Source organism: Streptococcus oralis subsp. dentisani (assembly GCF_002096335.1).
GTDB lineage: Bacteria > Bacillota > Bacilli > Lactobacillales > Streptococcaceae > Streptococcus > Streptococcus oralis_Z.
Genome location: NZ_NCUW01000024.1, coordinates 36,620 through 50,306 on the forward strand (window position 1 = coordinate 36,620; position 13,687 = coordinate 50,306).

The window sequence follows — 13,687 nt, forward strand, 5'->3', positions numbered from 1 at the left end:
ACTAAGTTCATATTTTATAAAATCTTGAATTGTCATTGAAACTTCCTGAATGGTAAAAAAGTGATTAGAAATTATCTTTTTTTAAAAAATTTAGAGGTGGTTTCAAATGAAAAGCTAATTCAAGACGTTTCGATGACAATTCAAGATTTGGGTGAGAAATTAAAAAAAAACAATGTTATACTAAACTTGTCAAAGTTGCAACAGGACAAAAATTAAAAATAAAAAAGGAGTAATTGTCATGAATACAAAAATGATGTCACAATTTGAGATTATGGATGCTGAGGAACTCGAAATAGTTAGTGGAGGAGGAGGCAATTTAGGATCTGCAATCGGTGGTTGTATTGGAGCAGTGCTATTAGCTGCTGCGGCTGGTCCGATAACTGGGGGAGCAGCAACACTTATTTGTGTAGGTTCAGGAATTATGTCCTCTTTGTAAGATTATGATTTTTAAATATAGTATTATTATTGCTATTAATTTACTATCTTATTTACTTACTTACAAAATATCACAGCTATCTAAGAATGATGGAAATAAGGTAGTTAGCAAAATTTTAATTATATTATCAATAGTTTATATAATTGTTGATACTTTACTTGGTTGATGGAAATAAAAAAACTTAACTACAAACTATTAATTTACTAATATTTTTTAATTTCTGCAAGATAATAAATAGTATAGTAAAACTTTTTATTGCAAGGAGAGTAACGAAAATTAAGATATTTTAGATACTCAAGATTATTGAAATCTTAAACTAAAAAATAGGTACTGCTACCTTTAAGAAGATAGTATACGTACATACTTTTTTAAGAAAATCAAAAAGATACTATAAAAAAATTCTATTTGTTTATTGAATTTAAGACTTTGGTAAAAAAATGAAAATAAAAAAGGAGGTATTTATCATGAATACAAAAATGTTGTCACAGTTAGAGGTTATGGATGCTGAAATGCTTGCGAAAGTTGAAGGTGGGTATAGCTCCACTGATTGTCGAAATGCACTGATTACAGGAGTCACTACGGGAATTATAACTGGTGGAACTGGAGCAGGTTTGGCCACTTTAGGAGTAGGTGGACTTGCTGGTGCATTTGTTGGAGCACACATTGGTGCAATTGGGGGTGGATTAACATGCCTAGGAGGTATGGTTGGTGATAAATTGGGACTAAGTTGGTAAGACTTATAGTGAAATTATGAGGATTCTATTCTGATTTATTTTAGTTTTTTAAAAAAGAGTATTTGTCATAGATACAAAAATGATGGAACAATTTGAGATTATGGATACTGATATGCTTGCTTGCGTTGAAGGTGGCGGTTGGATAAAATGTGGACTAGGTGTAGTTGGAGGTGCATTGACTGGAGGAGTTGCTGGTGGTGCCGTGGGAACTGTAACGCTACCTTTCTTTGGTACTGTATCTGGAGCTGCTGCTGGTTTTTGGGGTGGAGGAGCAACGGGTGCTGCTACATTCTGTTAGAAATCGCTCTTCATTGATAAGTTGGCTTTACTTGGAATGGAGTAAATAATTATGGATAAGAAAAAAATAGTTTCAACTATAGTATCTATAGTATTTCTTATAGTGTCAGTGGCTAATTTTTTTAGAGACTTAACCCCATTACTGTTCATTTTAAATATTATTGGCCTGTATTGTTTTTTAGTATTAACGTACATTAACGTGAAAGAGATGCTCTTAAATAGAAGTAAATGATGATTTGGTCGGTTCAAAAACTAATCATCTTATGTTCATCAATCTGACAAGCTTTATGTCTATTATTGGTTTGTATAGAGGTATCACAGCAACAGAATCCTATCAGCAATTAATTGTCTACATTGGCGCTATTCTCTGCTTGATTATCATGCTTCTGCTCATTTGGGGATTGAAGTATTATAAAAAGTAGAAGCTAATGAAGTATAAAAGGGTAAGTGTTTTTGAAATACTTACCCTTTTATAATGAAGTTTTTGCAATTCAAGACGTTTCGATGACAATTCAAGATTCGGGTGAAAAATTTTAAAAAACAATGATATACTAAACTTGTCAAAGTTGCAACAAGACAAAAATTAAAAATTAAAAATTAAAAATTAAAAATAAAAAAGGAGTATTTGTCATGAATACAAAAACGATGTCACAATTTGAAATTATGGATACTGAGATGCTTGCGAAAGTTGAAGGAGGTTTCGGAGGTTGGGGAGATATGATTGCTGGTTTATTGGGTGGGCTAGCACCTTCTCCAACTTTGGATCAATTAAATGGTAAGTGGCCTATTATACATTTTTCAAAACCATGTGGTCCTTATGGTATAGGGGGAACTCCAAACTCATGTAATGGTATTTAAAAAGGATTGAAGCTATGAAGGCAAAATATGGGAATCAAATTGTTGATGTTTGGGAAATTGGTCAAGCAACTCCTAAACCAAGTTGGGTAGAGGAAGCTTTTCAAAAAAATTATATGGTTTGGTTGGATAATCATGTGCGCATTCTAATGGCAGGTCTCAACACTTCTCTCGCAACGAATATCAAGTTTGGTCTAGTTGGAACAGTTGGAGGGGGATTCGCTGGTTATGGAATGTATGTTCTTGGTTATCCAGGTGATTATATAGATATCACCAATCATAGAGTTGTTTCTGCTAAAACATTTCACAAAAGTTATCAAATTTTAGAAAATGATTAGATGTCATTTAATTGTAATGGAGAAAGCAATGAAAAAAATATTTGCAAAAAAAAGCAATGTATTCTTAGTGAGGGTGTTGTTCGGACAGATACCCTTGCTTGTCTCTACTTATCTATTTCTATCTCGTCAATTTTTAAATTTTTCCTTGGTTTTCCAATTTCTTTTAGTGGTTATTAACTTAGCTTCTATTTTGGCTACTGTTTATCTCACTAGGGAAATGAGAGTGAAAAAATTTGAAGATGATGATTTGGTTAGTCCTAGAACCAATCAACTCATGTTCATCGGCTTGACAGGCTTTATGTCTATTATCTGTTTGTATAGAGGTATCACAGCAGGAGAATATTACCAACAACTAATCGCCTATATTGGCGCGGTTCTATGCTTGCTTATCATGCTTTTGCTTATTTGGGGTTTGAAGTATTATAAAAAGTAGAGGTTAATGAAGTATAAAAGGGTAAGTGTTTTCGAAACATTTACCTTTTATAATAAAGTTTTTGCAATTCAAGATGTTTCGATGACAATTCAAGATTTGGATGAAAAATTTTAAAAAACAATGATATACTAAACTTGTCAAAGTTGTAACAGAACAAAAAATTAAAAATAAAAAGGAGTATTTGTCATGAATACAAAAATGATGGAACAATTTGAAATTATGGATACTAAAATGCTTGCTTGTATAGAGGGTGGGGATGTATCTGGTATTTATAGAGGGTATGCTTATCAGGACAGTCCATTTGTTTCTTACCCTTCTATATTAAAAAATTCAGGTCCTTTCCCAGTAAGTGGGTACTGCCCGCGTGGTTATCGTGACCTTGGTTATATAGGAGCAGGTTTTCATTTATGTGGAATATAGGCTGAAATATAAGAAATGAGGAAGAATTTCTATGAAAAAGTATCAGCTTCTATTCAAAACAAGTGCAATTTTATCCTACCTATTTTTCGTATTTGGTCTTTCTCAGCTGACGCTTATCGTCCAAAACTATTGGCAATTTTCTTCTCAGATAGGCAATTTCTTCTGGATTCAAAATATCTTGAGTTTACTTTTTATTGGAGTCATGATTGTGGTTCTTGTTAAGACAGGCCATGGTTATCTCTTTCGCATTCCAAGAAAAAAATGGCTTTGGTATTCGATTTTGACAGTATTAGTGGTAGTGCTCCAGATCTCTTTTAACGTTCAGACAGCTAAACATGTTCAGTCAACTGCGGAAGGTTGGGCTGTATTGATTGGTTATAGTGGGACTAACTTTGCAGAGCTAGGTATTTATATAGCCCTGTTCTTTCTGGTTCCACTGATGGAAGAGTTAATCTATAGAGGATTACTGCAACACGCTTTCTTTAAGCATTCGCGATTTGGTCTTGATTTGCTTCTTCCTTCTATTTTATTTGCTCTCCCTCATTTTTCAAGCCTGCCTAGTCTGTTAGATATCTTCGTCTTTGCAACAGTTGGAATCATCTTTGCTGGTTTGACCCGCTATACCAAGAGCATTTATCCATCCTATGCGGTGCATGTTATCAATAATATCGTAGCGACATTACCATTTTTGCTCACTTTTCTACATAGGGTCTTGGGGTGAAAAAACCAAAAGGCTTGCTTTTTAGCTATAGAGGAGTTCATCATGTATAAACACTTATTTTTTCTAGATTCAAAAACTTTAGACTGGTTGACACCTTATATTCTAGTCTTGGCTTCTGACACCATTGCCTTTAATGTTTTTGTGTTAACCTTTGTATCTGCGGCGGTCTTTTCTTCCCTGAATCCCATGTTAGCTTTTATGGCTATATTCTTAGGAGCTGGTTATGTTATCGGATTTTGGTTACTAAAATGGTTTGTTTTGGAAAGACTAGAGCTCAAGGATGACTTGTAGGAAAGTCTGTTTGTTGAGGAGGATAGCTGTATGGCCATTTTCAATAAGTGTCATGCCTTGTTTTTTGGATTTTTAGTATTTGCAATCGTTGGTGCAGCGGGGTATTCCATCAATCAAGGGGATTATTTTCAACACCAGTACACATTCATTGTTGTAAAGAGTCTCTTGCTTTTCCTTAGTTTTGGCTATGCGAAATGGTTTGATATGATTTCTTTTGGTAATTTAAGCAAGAAACAACTCTTGCTGTTTATTGGAACCTTTCTTCTTACTGTGCTAGTAAATATAGGTTATCATACCTTTTTCTCAGTTGCTTCTGGTGCCTCGGCTCAACACCTTGAGGAAACGAGTAAAGGGCTTCCGCTTTCCTTTATTGTAAGTATTACAGTTTTGGGACCAATCCAGGAGGAACTCATGTTCAGAGGACTTCTTCAGGGGGCTATATTTGAAAATTCTTGGTTAGGGCTTGTACTGACTTCCTCTCTCTTTTCTTTCATGCATGAACCTTATGATGTGCCTTCGTTTTTCTATTATCTACTTGGGAGCTTGTTGCTGGGCTTTGCTTACAAAAAGAGCCAAAATTTGTGGGTTTCTACTCTAGTCCACATGTCTTACAACAGTTTGCCACTTTTAACTTATTTCTAAAAATCATGGAAAGGTAAGCAGAAGACGGTGCTTGCCTTCTTAAAGCTATAATGATAGCCTGAATCAATTGAGATGCTTTTCTTTGGGAATCGGGTGTGAAGCGGTTGACGAATGGACCAAAAACTAGTAGAATAGTAAGGAAACTTTATACGGAGGAAAGAAATGGACTTGGGTGATAATGAGCTAACGCTGACCCCTATACCTGGGAAGAGTGGCAAGGCTTATATGGGAAGCTATCCTGATGGGAAGCGCGTCTTTGTAAAAATGAACACCTCTCCAATCCTACCTGGCCTAGCCAGAGAACAAATCGCTCCTCAATTACTATGGACTCGTCGTTTGCCAGATGGTCGTGATATGTGTGCCCAAGAATGGTTGACGGGTAAAATCTTGACACCGCACGATATGAATCGCAAGCAGATTATCAATATCTTGACACGTCTCCACCGCTCACGTCCCTTGATGAAGCAGTTGAGCCGTTTGGGATATACCATGGAGACGCCAGTAGACTTGTTGCAGTCTTGGAAGCAAGAAGCGCCTGAAGTCTTGAAACGACATCAGTACTTAAATTCGGTGATTGATGATTTGCGCAGAACGGTTCCAGGTTTTAGGGAAGATCATGCAACGATTGTGCATGGGGACCTTCGTCATAGTAATTGGATTGAGACAGAGAGTGGGCTCGTTTATCTAGTGGATTGGGATTCGGTTCGCCTGACGGATCGCATGTTTGATGTGGCGCATATGCTGTGTCATTATATTCCAGAGCAACATTGGCATGATTGGCTGACTTATTACGGTTATAAGTACAATCAGACAGTGTTAGATAAATTGTATTGGTATGGCCAGTATTCTTACTTGAGCCAGATTACCAAATACTTTGTAAATCAAGATTTAGATAATGTAAACCGGGAGATTTATGCCTTGCGTGTCTTCCGTGACAAGTATGGAAAGAAAAGATGAGAGTAAGAAATCGTAAAGGGGCGACAGAGTTACTAGAGGCTAATCCCCAGTATGTTGTCCTCAATCCCTTGGAAGCTAAAGGGAAATGGCGAGACTTGTTTGGAAATGATCATCCTATTCATGTTGAAGTTGGGAGTGGCAAAGGAGCCTTCGTATCAGGAATGGCCAAACAAAACCCTGACATCAACTATATCGGGATTGACATCCAAAAGTCGGTCTTGAGTTATGCCTTGGATAAGGTATTAGAAGTTGGAGTGCCTAATATCAAGTTGTTGTGGGTAGATGGTTCGGATTTGACGGACTACTTTGAAGACGGTGAGATTGATCGTCTCTACCTAAACTTTTCAGATCCCTGGCCTAAAAAACGCCATGAAAAACGCCGTCTGACCTACAAGAGTTTCTTGGACACCTTCAAGCGCATCTTGCCTGAGAATGGGGAAATCCATTTCAAGACAGACAATCGTGGTTTGTTTGAGTACAGTTTGGTGAGTTTTTCTCAGTATGGGATGAAACTGAATGGAGTTTGGTTGGACTTGCATGCCAGTGATTTTGAAGGCAATGTCATGACAGAGTATGAGCAAAAATTCTCCAACAAGGGTCAAGTGATCTACCGAGTTGAAGCAGAATTTTAAGAAATAGCTTGAAAACCAGCTGTTTGAGTGCTAATGCTTTACATAAATTGACAAACGTGCTATACTGATAGTAAGAATATGAGAAAGAGAGGCGGGGAAATATCTTCGCCTCTTGCTTATGAGGAGGTGGACGCAATCGCAACAATCGTAGAATTAGTCAGAGAAGTTGTAGAACCTGTCATCCAAGCGCCTTTCGAACTCGTGGATATCGAGTATGGAAAGATTGGCAGTGACATGATTCTCAGTATTTTTGTAGATAAACCCGAAGGAATTACCTTGAACGACACGGCAGACTTGACAGAAATCATCAGTCCTGTCCTAGACACCATCAAGCCTGATCCCTTCCCAGAACAATATTTCCTAGAAATCACCAGTCCAGGCTTGGAACGTCCTTTGAAAACCAAGGATGCTGTCGCTGGAGCAGTTGGGAAATACATCCATGTCGGGCTCTACCAAGCCATCGATAAGCAAAAAGTCTTTGAAGGAACCTTGGTATCCTTTGAAGAGGACGAGTTGACCATGGAATATATGGACAAGACACGTAAGAAAACCGTCCAAATTCCATACAGTTTAGTATCAAAAGCACGTTTAGCAGTAAAACTATAGAAAAGAAAGGATAGCTTTTGAGGATTCAAAAGTAAAAAGAACATGAGTAAAGAAATGCTAGAGGCCTTCCGCATTTTGGAAGAAGACAAGGGAATCAAAAAAGAAGACATCATCGACGCAGTAGTAGAGTCGCTTCGTTCCGCTTATCGCAGACGCTATGGTCAATCTGACAGTGTAGCCATCGACTTCAATGAAAAGACAGGTGACTTTACTGTCTATACTGTTCGTGAAGTTGTTGATGAAGTATTTGATAGTCGTTTGGAAATCAGCTTGAAAGATGCCCTTGCCATTAATTCAGCCTATGAGCTTGGTGACAAAATCAAGTTTGAAGAAGCACCAGCTGAGTTTGGTCGTGTAGCAGCCCAATCTGCCAAACAAACCATCATGGAAAAAATGCGTAAGCAAACACGTGCCATCACTTATAATACATACAAAGAACATGAACAAGAAATCATGTCTGGTACAGTAGAACGTTTCGACAACCGTTTCATCTATGTCAATCTTGGCAGCATCGAAGCGCAATTGTCAAAACAAGACCAAATCCCTGGAGAAGTATTTGCTTCCCACGATCGTATTGAGGTCTATGTCTACAAGGTTGAAGACAACCCTCGTGGCGTCAACGTCTTTGTTAGCCGTAGCCATCCAGAAATGATTAAGCGTTTGATGGAGCAAGAAATTCCAGAAGTCTACGATGGAACTGTTGAAATCATGAGCGTAGCTCGTGAAGCAGGTGACCGTACCAAGGTTGCCGTTCGTAGCCACAATCCAAACGTGGACGCTATCGGGACAATCGTTGGGCGTGGTGGTGCCAATATTAAGAAAATCACCAGCAAATTCCACCCAGCTCGTTACGATGCCAAGAGCGATCGCATGATTCCTGTCGAAGAAAACATCGACGTTATTGAGTGGGTAGCAGATCCAGCTGAGTTCATCTACAATGCCATCGCACCTGCAGAGGTTGACCAAGTTATCTTTGATGAAAATGACAGCAAACGTGCCTTGGTCGTTGTACCTGATAACAAACTTTCTCTTGCTATCGGTCGTCGTGGACAAAACGTTCGCTTGGCGGCTCACTTGACGGGTTACCGTATCGATATCAAGTCTGCCAGCGAATTTGAAGCTATGGAAGAAGCAGGTCAAATTGATTATGCAGATGTAGATGAATTGATCGAAGAATAAAAGCTGCTAGAGGAGGGAAAGATGAAAACAAGAAAAATCCCTTTGCGCAAGTCTGTTGTGTCCAACGAAGTGATTGACAAGCGTGATTTGCTCCGCATTGTCAAGAACAAAGAAGGAGAGATCTTTATCGATCCGACAGGCAAGGCCAATGGCCGTGGCGCTTATATCAAGCTAGACAATGCAGAAGCCCTAGAGGCAAAAAAGAAGAAAGTCTTTAACCGTAGCTTTAACATGGAAGTGGAAGAAAGCTTTTATGACGAGTTGATCGCCTATGTGGATCACAAAGTAAAAAGAAGAGAGTTAGGACTTGAATAAGCAAAAAGTAAGCAATCTCTTGGGTCTTGCTCAACGAGCAGGCCGGATCATATCGGGTGAGGAATTGGTGGTCAAGGCTATCCAAGAACAGAAAGCCAAGCTAGTCTTTCTAGCCCATGATGCTGGTCCCAATCTAACCAAGAAGATTCAAGATAAAAGTGACTATTATCAAGTAGAAGTTATAACCGTGTTTTCAACACTGGAATTAAGCATAGCAGTCGGAAAATCTAGAAAGGTTTTGGCTGTGACAGATGCTGGATTTACAAAGAAAATGAGGTCTCTTATGGAATAGAAGAGGAGGACATGATTTGTCTAAGAAAAGATTGTACGAAATCGCAAAAGAACTTGGAAAAGAAAGTAAAGAAGTTGTAGCGCGTGCAAAAGAGTTGGGTTTGGATGTAAAAAGCCACTCATCGAGCGTAGAAGCTGCCGCTGCTGAGCAAATTGCTGCTAGTTTTAAACCTGCACCTGCTCCTAAGGCAGAAGCAAAACCTGCAGCACCAAAAGCAAGTGTAGAAAAGAAAGCAGAAAAGTCTGTTTCGGATAAACCAGTTGTCGCTAAGGAAGAAAGCAAACCAGCTACACCTGCAGCTCCTAAGGAAGAAAAAGTGGTGGCTGCAAGACCGCAGAGCCGAAACTTCAAGGCGGAGCGTGAGGCGCGTGCCAAAGAGCAGGCAGAGCGACGCAAACAAAACAAGGGCAACAACCGTGACCAACAACAAAACGGTAACCGTCCGAAAAACGACGGCCGTAATGGTGGCAAACCTGGTCAAGGAAACCGCGACAATCGCCGTTTTAACGACCAAGGGAAGAAACCACAAGGTCAAGGAAATCGTGGCAATGATCGCCGTCAGCAACAAGACTTCCAGCCAAAACCAGCTGGACCACGTGTTGACTTTAAAGCCCGTGCAGCAGCCCTAAAAGCAGAGCAAAATGCAGAGTACGCACGCTCAAGCGAGGAGCGCTTCAAACAATCGCAAGCTGCTAAAGAAGCTTTGGCTCAAGCTAATAAACGCAAGGAGCCTGAGGAAATCTTTGAGGAAGCTGCTAAGTTAGCTGAACAAACTCAGCCAGCCGTAACAGTAGCTCCTGTAGCGAAAGAAGCGCCAGTGGATACACGTCGTAAAAAACAAGCTCGACCAGACAAAGAACGTGACGATTATGATCACGAAGAAGATGGTCCTAGAAAACAACAAAAGAATCGAAGTAGTCAGAATCAAGTGAGAAATCAAAGAAATAGTAACTGGAATAACAACAAGAAAAATAAAAAAGGCAACAAGCAAAATAACCGCAATCAGGCACCAAAACCTGTTACAGAACGTAAGTTCCATGAATTGCCAACAGAATTTGAATATACAGATGGTATGACTGTTGCGGAAATCGCAAAACGGATCAAACGTGAACCAGCTGAAATCGTTAAGAAACTCTTTATGATGGGTGTTATGGCCACACAAAACCAATCTTTGGATGGAGAAACCATTGAACTCCTATTGGTAGATTATGGTATCGAAGCCAAACAAAAGGTTGAAGTGGACAATGCGGACATCGAACGTTTCTTTGTCGAAGATGGTTATCTCAATGAAGATGAATTGGTTGAGCGTCCACCAGTTGTAACCATCATGGGACACGTTGACCACGGTAAAACAACCCTTCTAGATACCCTTCGTAACTCTCGTGTTGCAACAGGAGAAGCAGGTGGAATCACGCAGCATATCGGTGCCTACCAAATCGTTGAAAATGGCAAGAAGATTACCTTCCTTGATACACCAGGACACGCGGCCTTTACATCGATGCGTGCGCGTGGTGCATCTGTTACCGATATTACCATCTTGGTCGTAGCAGCAGACGACGGTGTTATGCCTCAAACTATCGAAGCCATCAACCACTCAAAAGCAGCCAACGTCCCAATCATCGTAGCCATCAACAAGATTGATAAACCAGGTGCCAACCCAGAACGCGTTATCGGTGAATTGGCAGAGCATGGTGTCATGTCAACAGCTTGGGGTGGGGACTCTGAGTTTGTCGAAATTTCAGCTAAGTTCAATCAAAATATCGATGAACTCTTGGAAACAGTCCTTCTTGTGGCTGAAATCCAAGAACTCAAGGCAGACCCAACAGTTCGTGCGATCGGTACGGTTATCGAAGCTCGCTTGGATAAAGGAAAAGGTGCGGTTGCAACCCTTCTTGTTCAACAAGGTACTTTGAATGTTCAAGACCCAATTGTTGTCGGAAATACCTTCGGTCGAGTCCGTGCCATGACCAATGACCTTGGTCGTCGTGTCAAGGTTGCAGGACCATCAACACCAGTTTCTATCACAGGTTTGAACGAAGCGCCAATGGCGGGTGACCACTTTGCTGTTTACGAAGATGAAAAATCTGCGCGTGCAGCAGGTGAAGAACGTGCCAAACGTGCCCTTATGAAACAACGTCAAGCAACGCAACGTGTCAGCCTTGAAAACCTCTTTGATACACTTAAAGCTGGTGAACTCAAGTCAGTTAACGTTATCATCAAGGCCGACGTACAAGGTTCTGTCGAAGCCCTTTCTGCCTCACTTCAAAAGATTGACGTAGAAGGTGTCAAAGTTACCATCGTCCACTCAGCGGTTGGTGCCATCAATGAATCTGACGTGACTCTTGCGGAAGCTTCAAATGCCTTTATCATCGGTTTCAATGTGCGCCCTACACCACAAGCGCGTCAACAAGCAGAAGCAGACGATGTGGAAATCCGTCTCCACAGCATTATCTACAAGGTTATCGAAGAGATGGAAGAAGCCATGAAAGGGATGTTGGATCCTGAATTCGAAGAAAAAATCATCGGTGAAGCGGTTATCCGTGAAACCTTCAAGGTGTCCAAAGTGGGAACCATCGGTGGATTCATGGTTACAAGTGGTAAGGTTACCCGTGACTCTAAAGTCCGTGTCATCCGTGACGGCGTCGTTATCTATGATGGCGAACTCGCAAGCTTGAAACACTACAAAGATGATGTCAAAGAAGTTACTAACGGTCGTGAAGGTGGATTGATGATCGACGGCTACAATGATATCAAGATGGATGATGTCATTGAGGCTTATGTCATGGAAGAAATTAAGAGATAATAGAGAAACGATAGCTCATTTGACTCGTTGTCAACAGCGCCTTGATGAACTTCAGTTCTATCAAAGGCTTGTTTCCTAGATTCAAATGGCTCTTGTTCCTCTATCTATTAGAAATAGCTAGGTCTGCTGGCCTAGCTTTTGGTTCATTATAAAAGTGAAAGGAAGAAACATGGCAAATCATTTCCGTACGGATCGTGTGGGCATGGAAATCAAGCGTGAAGTCAATGAGATTTTGCAAAAGAAAGTCCGTGATCCTCGTGTCCAAGGTGTGACCATCACAGATGTTCAGATGCTGGGGGACCTATCTGTTGCCAAGGTTTACTACACCATTTTGAGTAACCTTGCTTCGGATAACCAAAAAGCTCAGATTGGGCTTGAAAAAGCAACTGGTACCATCAAACGTGAACTTGGTCGCAATTTGAAATTGTACAAAATCCCAGATTTGACCTTCGTCAAAGACGAATCCATCGAATATGGAAACAAGATTGACGAAATGCTACGTAATCTGGATAAGAATTAAGAAAGAGGGATTGACCCTCTTTTTTCTTTTCAGAGTAGTCTGTTTGCTAATCATCGATATGTTGCACTTGTAAAACGCAGTTTAAAAAATTTGTAAATTTCAAATAGTATGATATGATAAAGCATAATATGAATGAAAAATGGAGATACAAATGGCTAAACAAGATATAGCTATGCAAGTATTGCAACAAGTGGTGAAACTTCCCGTAGTCAAAGTTGATCGAGAGAAATTTTTGGTGGAAAAATTTTCCAAGGAATTAGATCGCAAGGATATTGCAACCTTATTAGAACAAGGACCGACTTCATTGTTGCCTCAGGAAAGCTTGGATCGAGTGGCAAAGGCCTGTATTAAGGACAACGTCTTGTTGGCCAGCGGAACTTCGGTATTGGCAGGTTTACCTGGAGGCTAGCCATGGCAATTACTATTCCAACAGATGTAGCACAGTTTTACGCTTTCTCATTAAAACTAGCTCAAGAACTAGGGTATATTTACGGATTTGATGATCTATGGGCATCGCGCAATGAGTTGAGCGAAGATGCTAAAAACACACTCTTACTGTATCTTGGTGTGATGCTGGGAGTAAATGGTGCAGGTGCCCTGCTTCGATCAGGCGGAGTGACAGTAGCCAAACAAGTCATAAAAGTAGTGAATAAGAAAGCTTTGACAAAGACGCTCTGGTATCCTATTTTAGAGAGAATTTTGAAAATTTTTGGTGTTAATCTGACAAAAGGAGGTTTAGCCAAAGGAATGGGGAAAGTGATTCCTATCCTAGGCGGAGTCATTTCTGGTGGCTTAACCTTTGCGACCATGAAGCCGATGGGAGAAAGATTGCAACAGGAATTGTCCAAACTAGTTAACTACAATGAAGTTCAATATCAAAAAGATGTTGATATTATCCGAAAAGAAGTAGAAATCATCGAAGGTGAGTAAGATGGGTCTCATAAAAATGATAGCTAAAACTTATGGGAATTACTTTTTTACGATGCAAGGTTTAAAAGTGATGAAAAAAGATGACAATCTTGTTGTTGGTCTAGGGAAGTTATTTCTTGTAGATAAGTTAATGGATACGGCTCACTGGTTAGCAAAACCGGAGGATAAAGAATGATTTTTTTGTTAAAAGAGTCATTTTAAAGAAAAATGAAAGAAACTAGCAGGAACTCCACTGCTAGTTTTTTAATCTCTCTCCTTGTGGTATAATAAAACAAGCAAAATCATT

The 13,687-nt window shown here is 39.8% G+C and carries 21 protein-coding genes and 1 pseudogene; all 22 read left to right on the top strand.

Annotation, left to right across the window (positions count from 1 at the left end; all coding sequences use genetic code 11):
- Positions 1-238 precede the first annotated feature (238 nt).
- Positions 239-436, top strand: a complete 198-nt coding sequence (locus B7709_RS00975; RefSeq protein ID WP_084874605.1) for a class IIb bacteriocin, lactobin A/cerein 7B family — start codon at positions 239-241, stop codon at positions 434-436.
- Positions 437-440: 4 nt separating this feature from the next.
- Positions 441-602 (top strand): Gip family bacteriocin immunity protein, encoded by a 162-nt coding sequence (locus B7709_RS10395; protein WP_084970949.1) that lies wholly within the window; start codon positions 441-443, stop codon positions 600-602.
- A gap of 298 nt (positions 603-900) precedes the next feature.
- Positions 901-1,170, top strand: a complete 270-nt coding sequence (blpJ, locus tag B7709_RS00985; protein ID WP_084874606.1) for a bacteriocin-like peptide BlpJ — start codon at positions 901-903, stop codon at positions 1,168-1,170.
- 67 nt (positions 1,171-1,237) lie between these two features.
- Positions 1,238-1,468: a Blp family class II bacteriocin gene (locus tag B7709_RS00990; protein ID WP_084970951.1), complete on the top strand. Its 231-nt coding sequence runs from the start codon at positions 1,238-1,240 to the stop codon at positions 1,466-1,468.
- Positions 1,469-1,754: 286 nt separating this feature from the next.
- Entirely contained in the window at positions 1,755-1,889 is a 135-nt protein-coding gene (locus tag B7709_RS10370; RefSeq protein ID WP_275655628.1) for a hypothetical protein, read from the top strand.
- A gap of 208 nt (positions 1,890-2,097) precedes the next feature.
- A complete protein-coding gene (locus B7709_RS01005) occupies positions 2,098-2,325 on the top strand; it encodes a bacteriocin class II family protein (protein WP_084970957.1) in 228 nt (75 codons plus the stop codon).
- A gap of 14 nt (positions 2,326-2,339) precedes the next feature.
- A complete protein-coding gene (locus tag B7709_RS01010) occupies positions 2,340-2,660 on the top strand; it encodes a hypothetical protein (RefSeq protein WP_000645118.1) in 321 nt (106 codons plus the stop codon).
- A gap of 28 nt (positions 2,661-2,688) precedes the next feature.
- Positions 2,689-3,093 (top strand): immunity protein, encoded by a 405-nt coding sequence (locus B7709_RS01015; RefSeq protein WP_084970959.1) that lies wholly within the window; start codon positions 2,689-2,691, stop codon positions 3,091-3,093.
- 186 nt (positions 3,094-3,279) lie between these two features.
- Positions 3,280-3,513 carry a bacteriocin class II family protein gene (locus B7709_RS01020; RefSeq protein WP_084970961.1) on the top strand — a complete coding sequence of 78 codons (234 nt, stop codon included), beginning with the start codon at positions 3,280-3,282 and terminating at the stop codon, positions 3,511-3,513.
- A 31-nt stretch (positions 3,514-3,544) separates the two neighbouring features.
- Complete coding sequence (locus tag B7709_RS01025; protein WP_084970964.1) at positions 3,545-4,234, top strand: CPBP family intramembrane glutamic endopeptidase; 690 nt, start codon at positions 3,545-3,547, stop codon at positions 4,232-4,234.
- 42 nt (positions 4,235-4,276) lie between these two features.
- On the top strand, positions 4,277-4,525 hold the full coding sequence (gene blpZ, locus B7709_RS01030) for an immunity protein BlpZ (protein WP_061454541.1): 249 nt from the start codon (positions 4,277-4,279) through the stop codon (positions 4,523-4,525).
- A 30-nt stretch (positions 4,526-4,555) separates the two neighbouring features.
- Entirely contained in the window at positions 4,556-5,167 is a 612-nt protein-coding gene (locus B7709_RS01035; RefSeq protein WP_084970966.1) for a CPBP family intramembrane glutamic endopeptidase, read from the top strand.
- A gap of 162 nt (positions 5,168-5,329) precedes the next feature.
- On the top strand, positions 5,330-6,124 hold the full coding sequence (ccrZ, locus tag B7709_RS01040; RefSeq protein WP_084970968.1) for a cell cycle regulator CcrZ: 795 nt from the start codon (positions 5,330-5,332) through the stop codon (positions 6,122-6,124).
- A complete protein-coding gene (gene trmB, locus B7709_RS01045; RefSeq protein WP_001266087.1) occupies positions 6,121-6,756 on the top strand; it encodes a tRNA (guanosine(46)-N7)-methyltransferase TrmB in 636 nt (211 codons plus the stop codon). The genes ccrZ and trmB overlap by 4 nt, the downstream gene beginning before the upstream one ends.
- 126 nt (positions 6,757-6,882) lie before the next feature.
- Positions 6,883-7,362, top strand: a complete 480-nt coding sequence (rimP, locus tag B7709_RS01050) for a ribosome maturation factor RimP (RefSeq protein WP_000338695.1) — start codon at positions 6,883-6,885, stop codon at positions 7,360-7,362.
- A 42-nt stretch (positions 7,363-7,404) separates the two neighbouring features.
- On the top strand, positions 7,405-8,541 hold the full coding sequence (nusA, locus tag B7709_RS01055) for a transcription termination factor NusA (RefSeq protein WP_084970970.1): 1,137 nt from the start codon (positions 7,405-7,407) through the stop codon (positions 8,539-8,541).
- A 21-nt stretch (positions 8,542-8,562) separates the two neighbouring features.
- Positions 8,563-8,856 (top strand): RNase P modulator RnpM, encoded by a 294-nt coding sequence (gene rnpM, locus B7709_RS01060; RefSeq protein ID WP_000857555.1) that lies wholly within the window; start codon positions 8,563-8,565, stop codon positions 8,854-8,856.
- A complete protein-coding gene (locus B7709_RS01065; protein ID WP_084970972.1) occupies positions 8,849-9,148 on the top strand; it encodes a YlxQ-related RNA-binding protein in 300 nt (99 codons plus the stop codon). Before rnpM ends, B7709_RS01065 begins: the two co-directional genes overlap by 8 nt.
- A gap of 16 nt (positions 9,149-9,164) precedes the next feature.
- Positions 9,165-11,951: a translation initiation factor IF-2 gene (gene infB, locus B7709_RS01070; RefSeq protein WP_084970974.1), complete on the top strand. Its 2,787-nt coding sequence runs from the start codon at positions 9,165-9,167 to the stop codon at positions 11,949-11,951.
- A 169-nt stretch (positions 11,952-12,120) separates the two neighbouring features.
- Positions 12,121-12,471 (top strand): 30S ribosome-binding factor RbfA, encoded by a 351-nt coding sequence (gene rbfA / locus B7709_RS01075; protein WP_001273601.1) that lies wholly within the window; start codon positions 12,121-12,123, stop codon positions 12,469-12,471.
- A gap of 151 nt (positions 12,472-12,622) precedes the next feature.
- Positions 12,623-13,401, top strand: a pseudogene (locus tag B7709_RS01080) (hypothetical protein).
- Position 13,402: 1 nt separating this feature from the next.
- Positions 13,403-13,576, top strand: coding sequence for a hypothetical protein (locus B7709_RS10100; protein ID WP_084970976.1), 174 nt, complete (start codon positions 13,403-13,405; stop codon positions 13,574-13,576).
- The last annotated feature ends 111 nt before the right edge of the window (positions 13,577-13,687 follow it).

Excerpts from the sequence above, each read along its gene's own strand:
- B7709_RS00975 (WP_084874605.1), top strand. The coding sequence starts at position 239 with ATGAATACAAAAATGATGTCACAATTTGAGATTATGGATGCTGAGGAA.
- B7709_RS10395 (WP_084970949.1), top strand. The coding sequence starts at position 441 with ATGATTTTTAAATATAGTATTATTATTGCTATTAATTTACTATCTTAT.
- blpJ (WP_084874606.1), top strand. The coding sequence starts at position 901 with ATGAATACAAAAATGTTGTCACAGTTAGAGGTTATGGATGCTGAAATG.
- B7709_RS10370 (WP_275655628.1), top strand. The coding sequence starts at position 1,755 with ATGTCTATTATTGGTTTGTATAGAGGTATCACAGCAACAGAATCCTAT.
- B7709_RS01005 (WP_084970957.1), top strand. The coding sequence starts at position 2,098 with ATGAATACAAAAACGATGTCACAATTTGAAATTATGGATACTGAGATG.
- B7709_RS01010 (WP_000645118.1), top strand. The coding sequence starts at position 2,340 with ATGAAGGCAAAATATGGGAATCAAATTGTTGATGTTTGGGAAATTGGT.
- B7709_RS01015 (WP_084970959.1), top strand. The coding sequence starts at position 2,689 with ATGAAAAAAATATTTGCAAAAAAAAGCAATGTATTCTTAGTGAGGGTG.
- B7709_RS01020 (WP_084970961.1), top strand. The coding sequence starts at position 3,280 with ATGAATACAAAAATGATGGAACAATTTGAAATTATGGATACTAAAATG.
- B7709_RS01025 (WP_084970964.1), top strand. The coding sequence starts at position 3,545 with ATGAAAAAGTATCAGCTTCTATTCAAAACAAGTGCAATTTTATCCTAC.
- blpZ (WP_061454541.1), top strand. The coding sequence starts at position 4,277 with ATGTATAAACACTTATTTTTTCTAGATTCAAAAACTTTAGACTGGTTG.
- B7709_RS01035 (WP_084970966.1), top strand. The coding sequence starts at position 4,556 with ATGGCCATTTTCAATAAGTGTCATGCCTTGTTTTTTGGATTTTTAGTA.
- ccrZ (WP_084970968.1), top strand. The coding sequence starts at position 5,330 with ATGGACTTGGGTGATAATGAGCTAACGCTGACCCCTATACCTGGGAAG.
- trmB (WP_001266087.1), top strand. The coding sequence starts at position 6,121 with ATGAGAGTAAGAAATCGTAAAGGGGCGACAGAGTTACTAGAGGCTAAT.
- nusA (WP_084970970.1), top strand. The coding sequence starts at position 7,405 with ATGAGTAAAGAAATGCTAGAGGCCTTCCGCATTTTGGAAGAAGACAAG.
- rnpM (WP_000857555.1), top strand. The coding sequence starts at position 8,563 with ATGAAAACAAGAAAAATCCCTTTGCGCAAGTCTGTTGTGTCCAACGAA.
- rbfA (WP_001273601.1), top strand. The coding sequence starts at position 12,121 with ATGGCAAATCATTTCCGTACGGATCGTGTGGGCATGGAAATCAAGCGT.
- B7709_RS10100 (WP_084970976.1), top strand. The coding sequence starts at position 13,403 with ATGGGTCTCATAAAAATGATAGCTAAAACTTATGGGAATTACTTTTTT.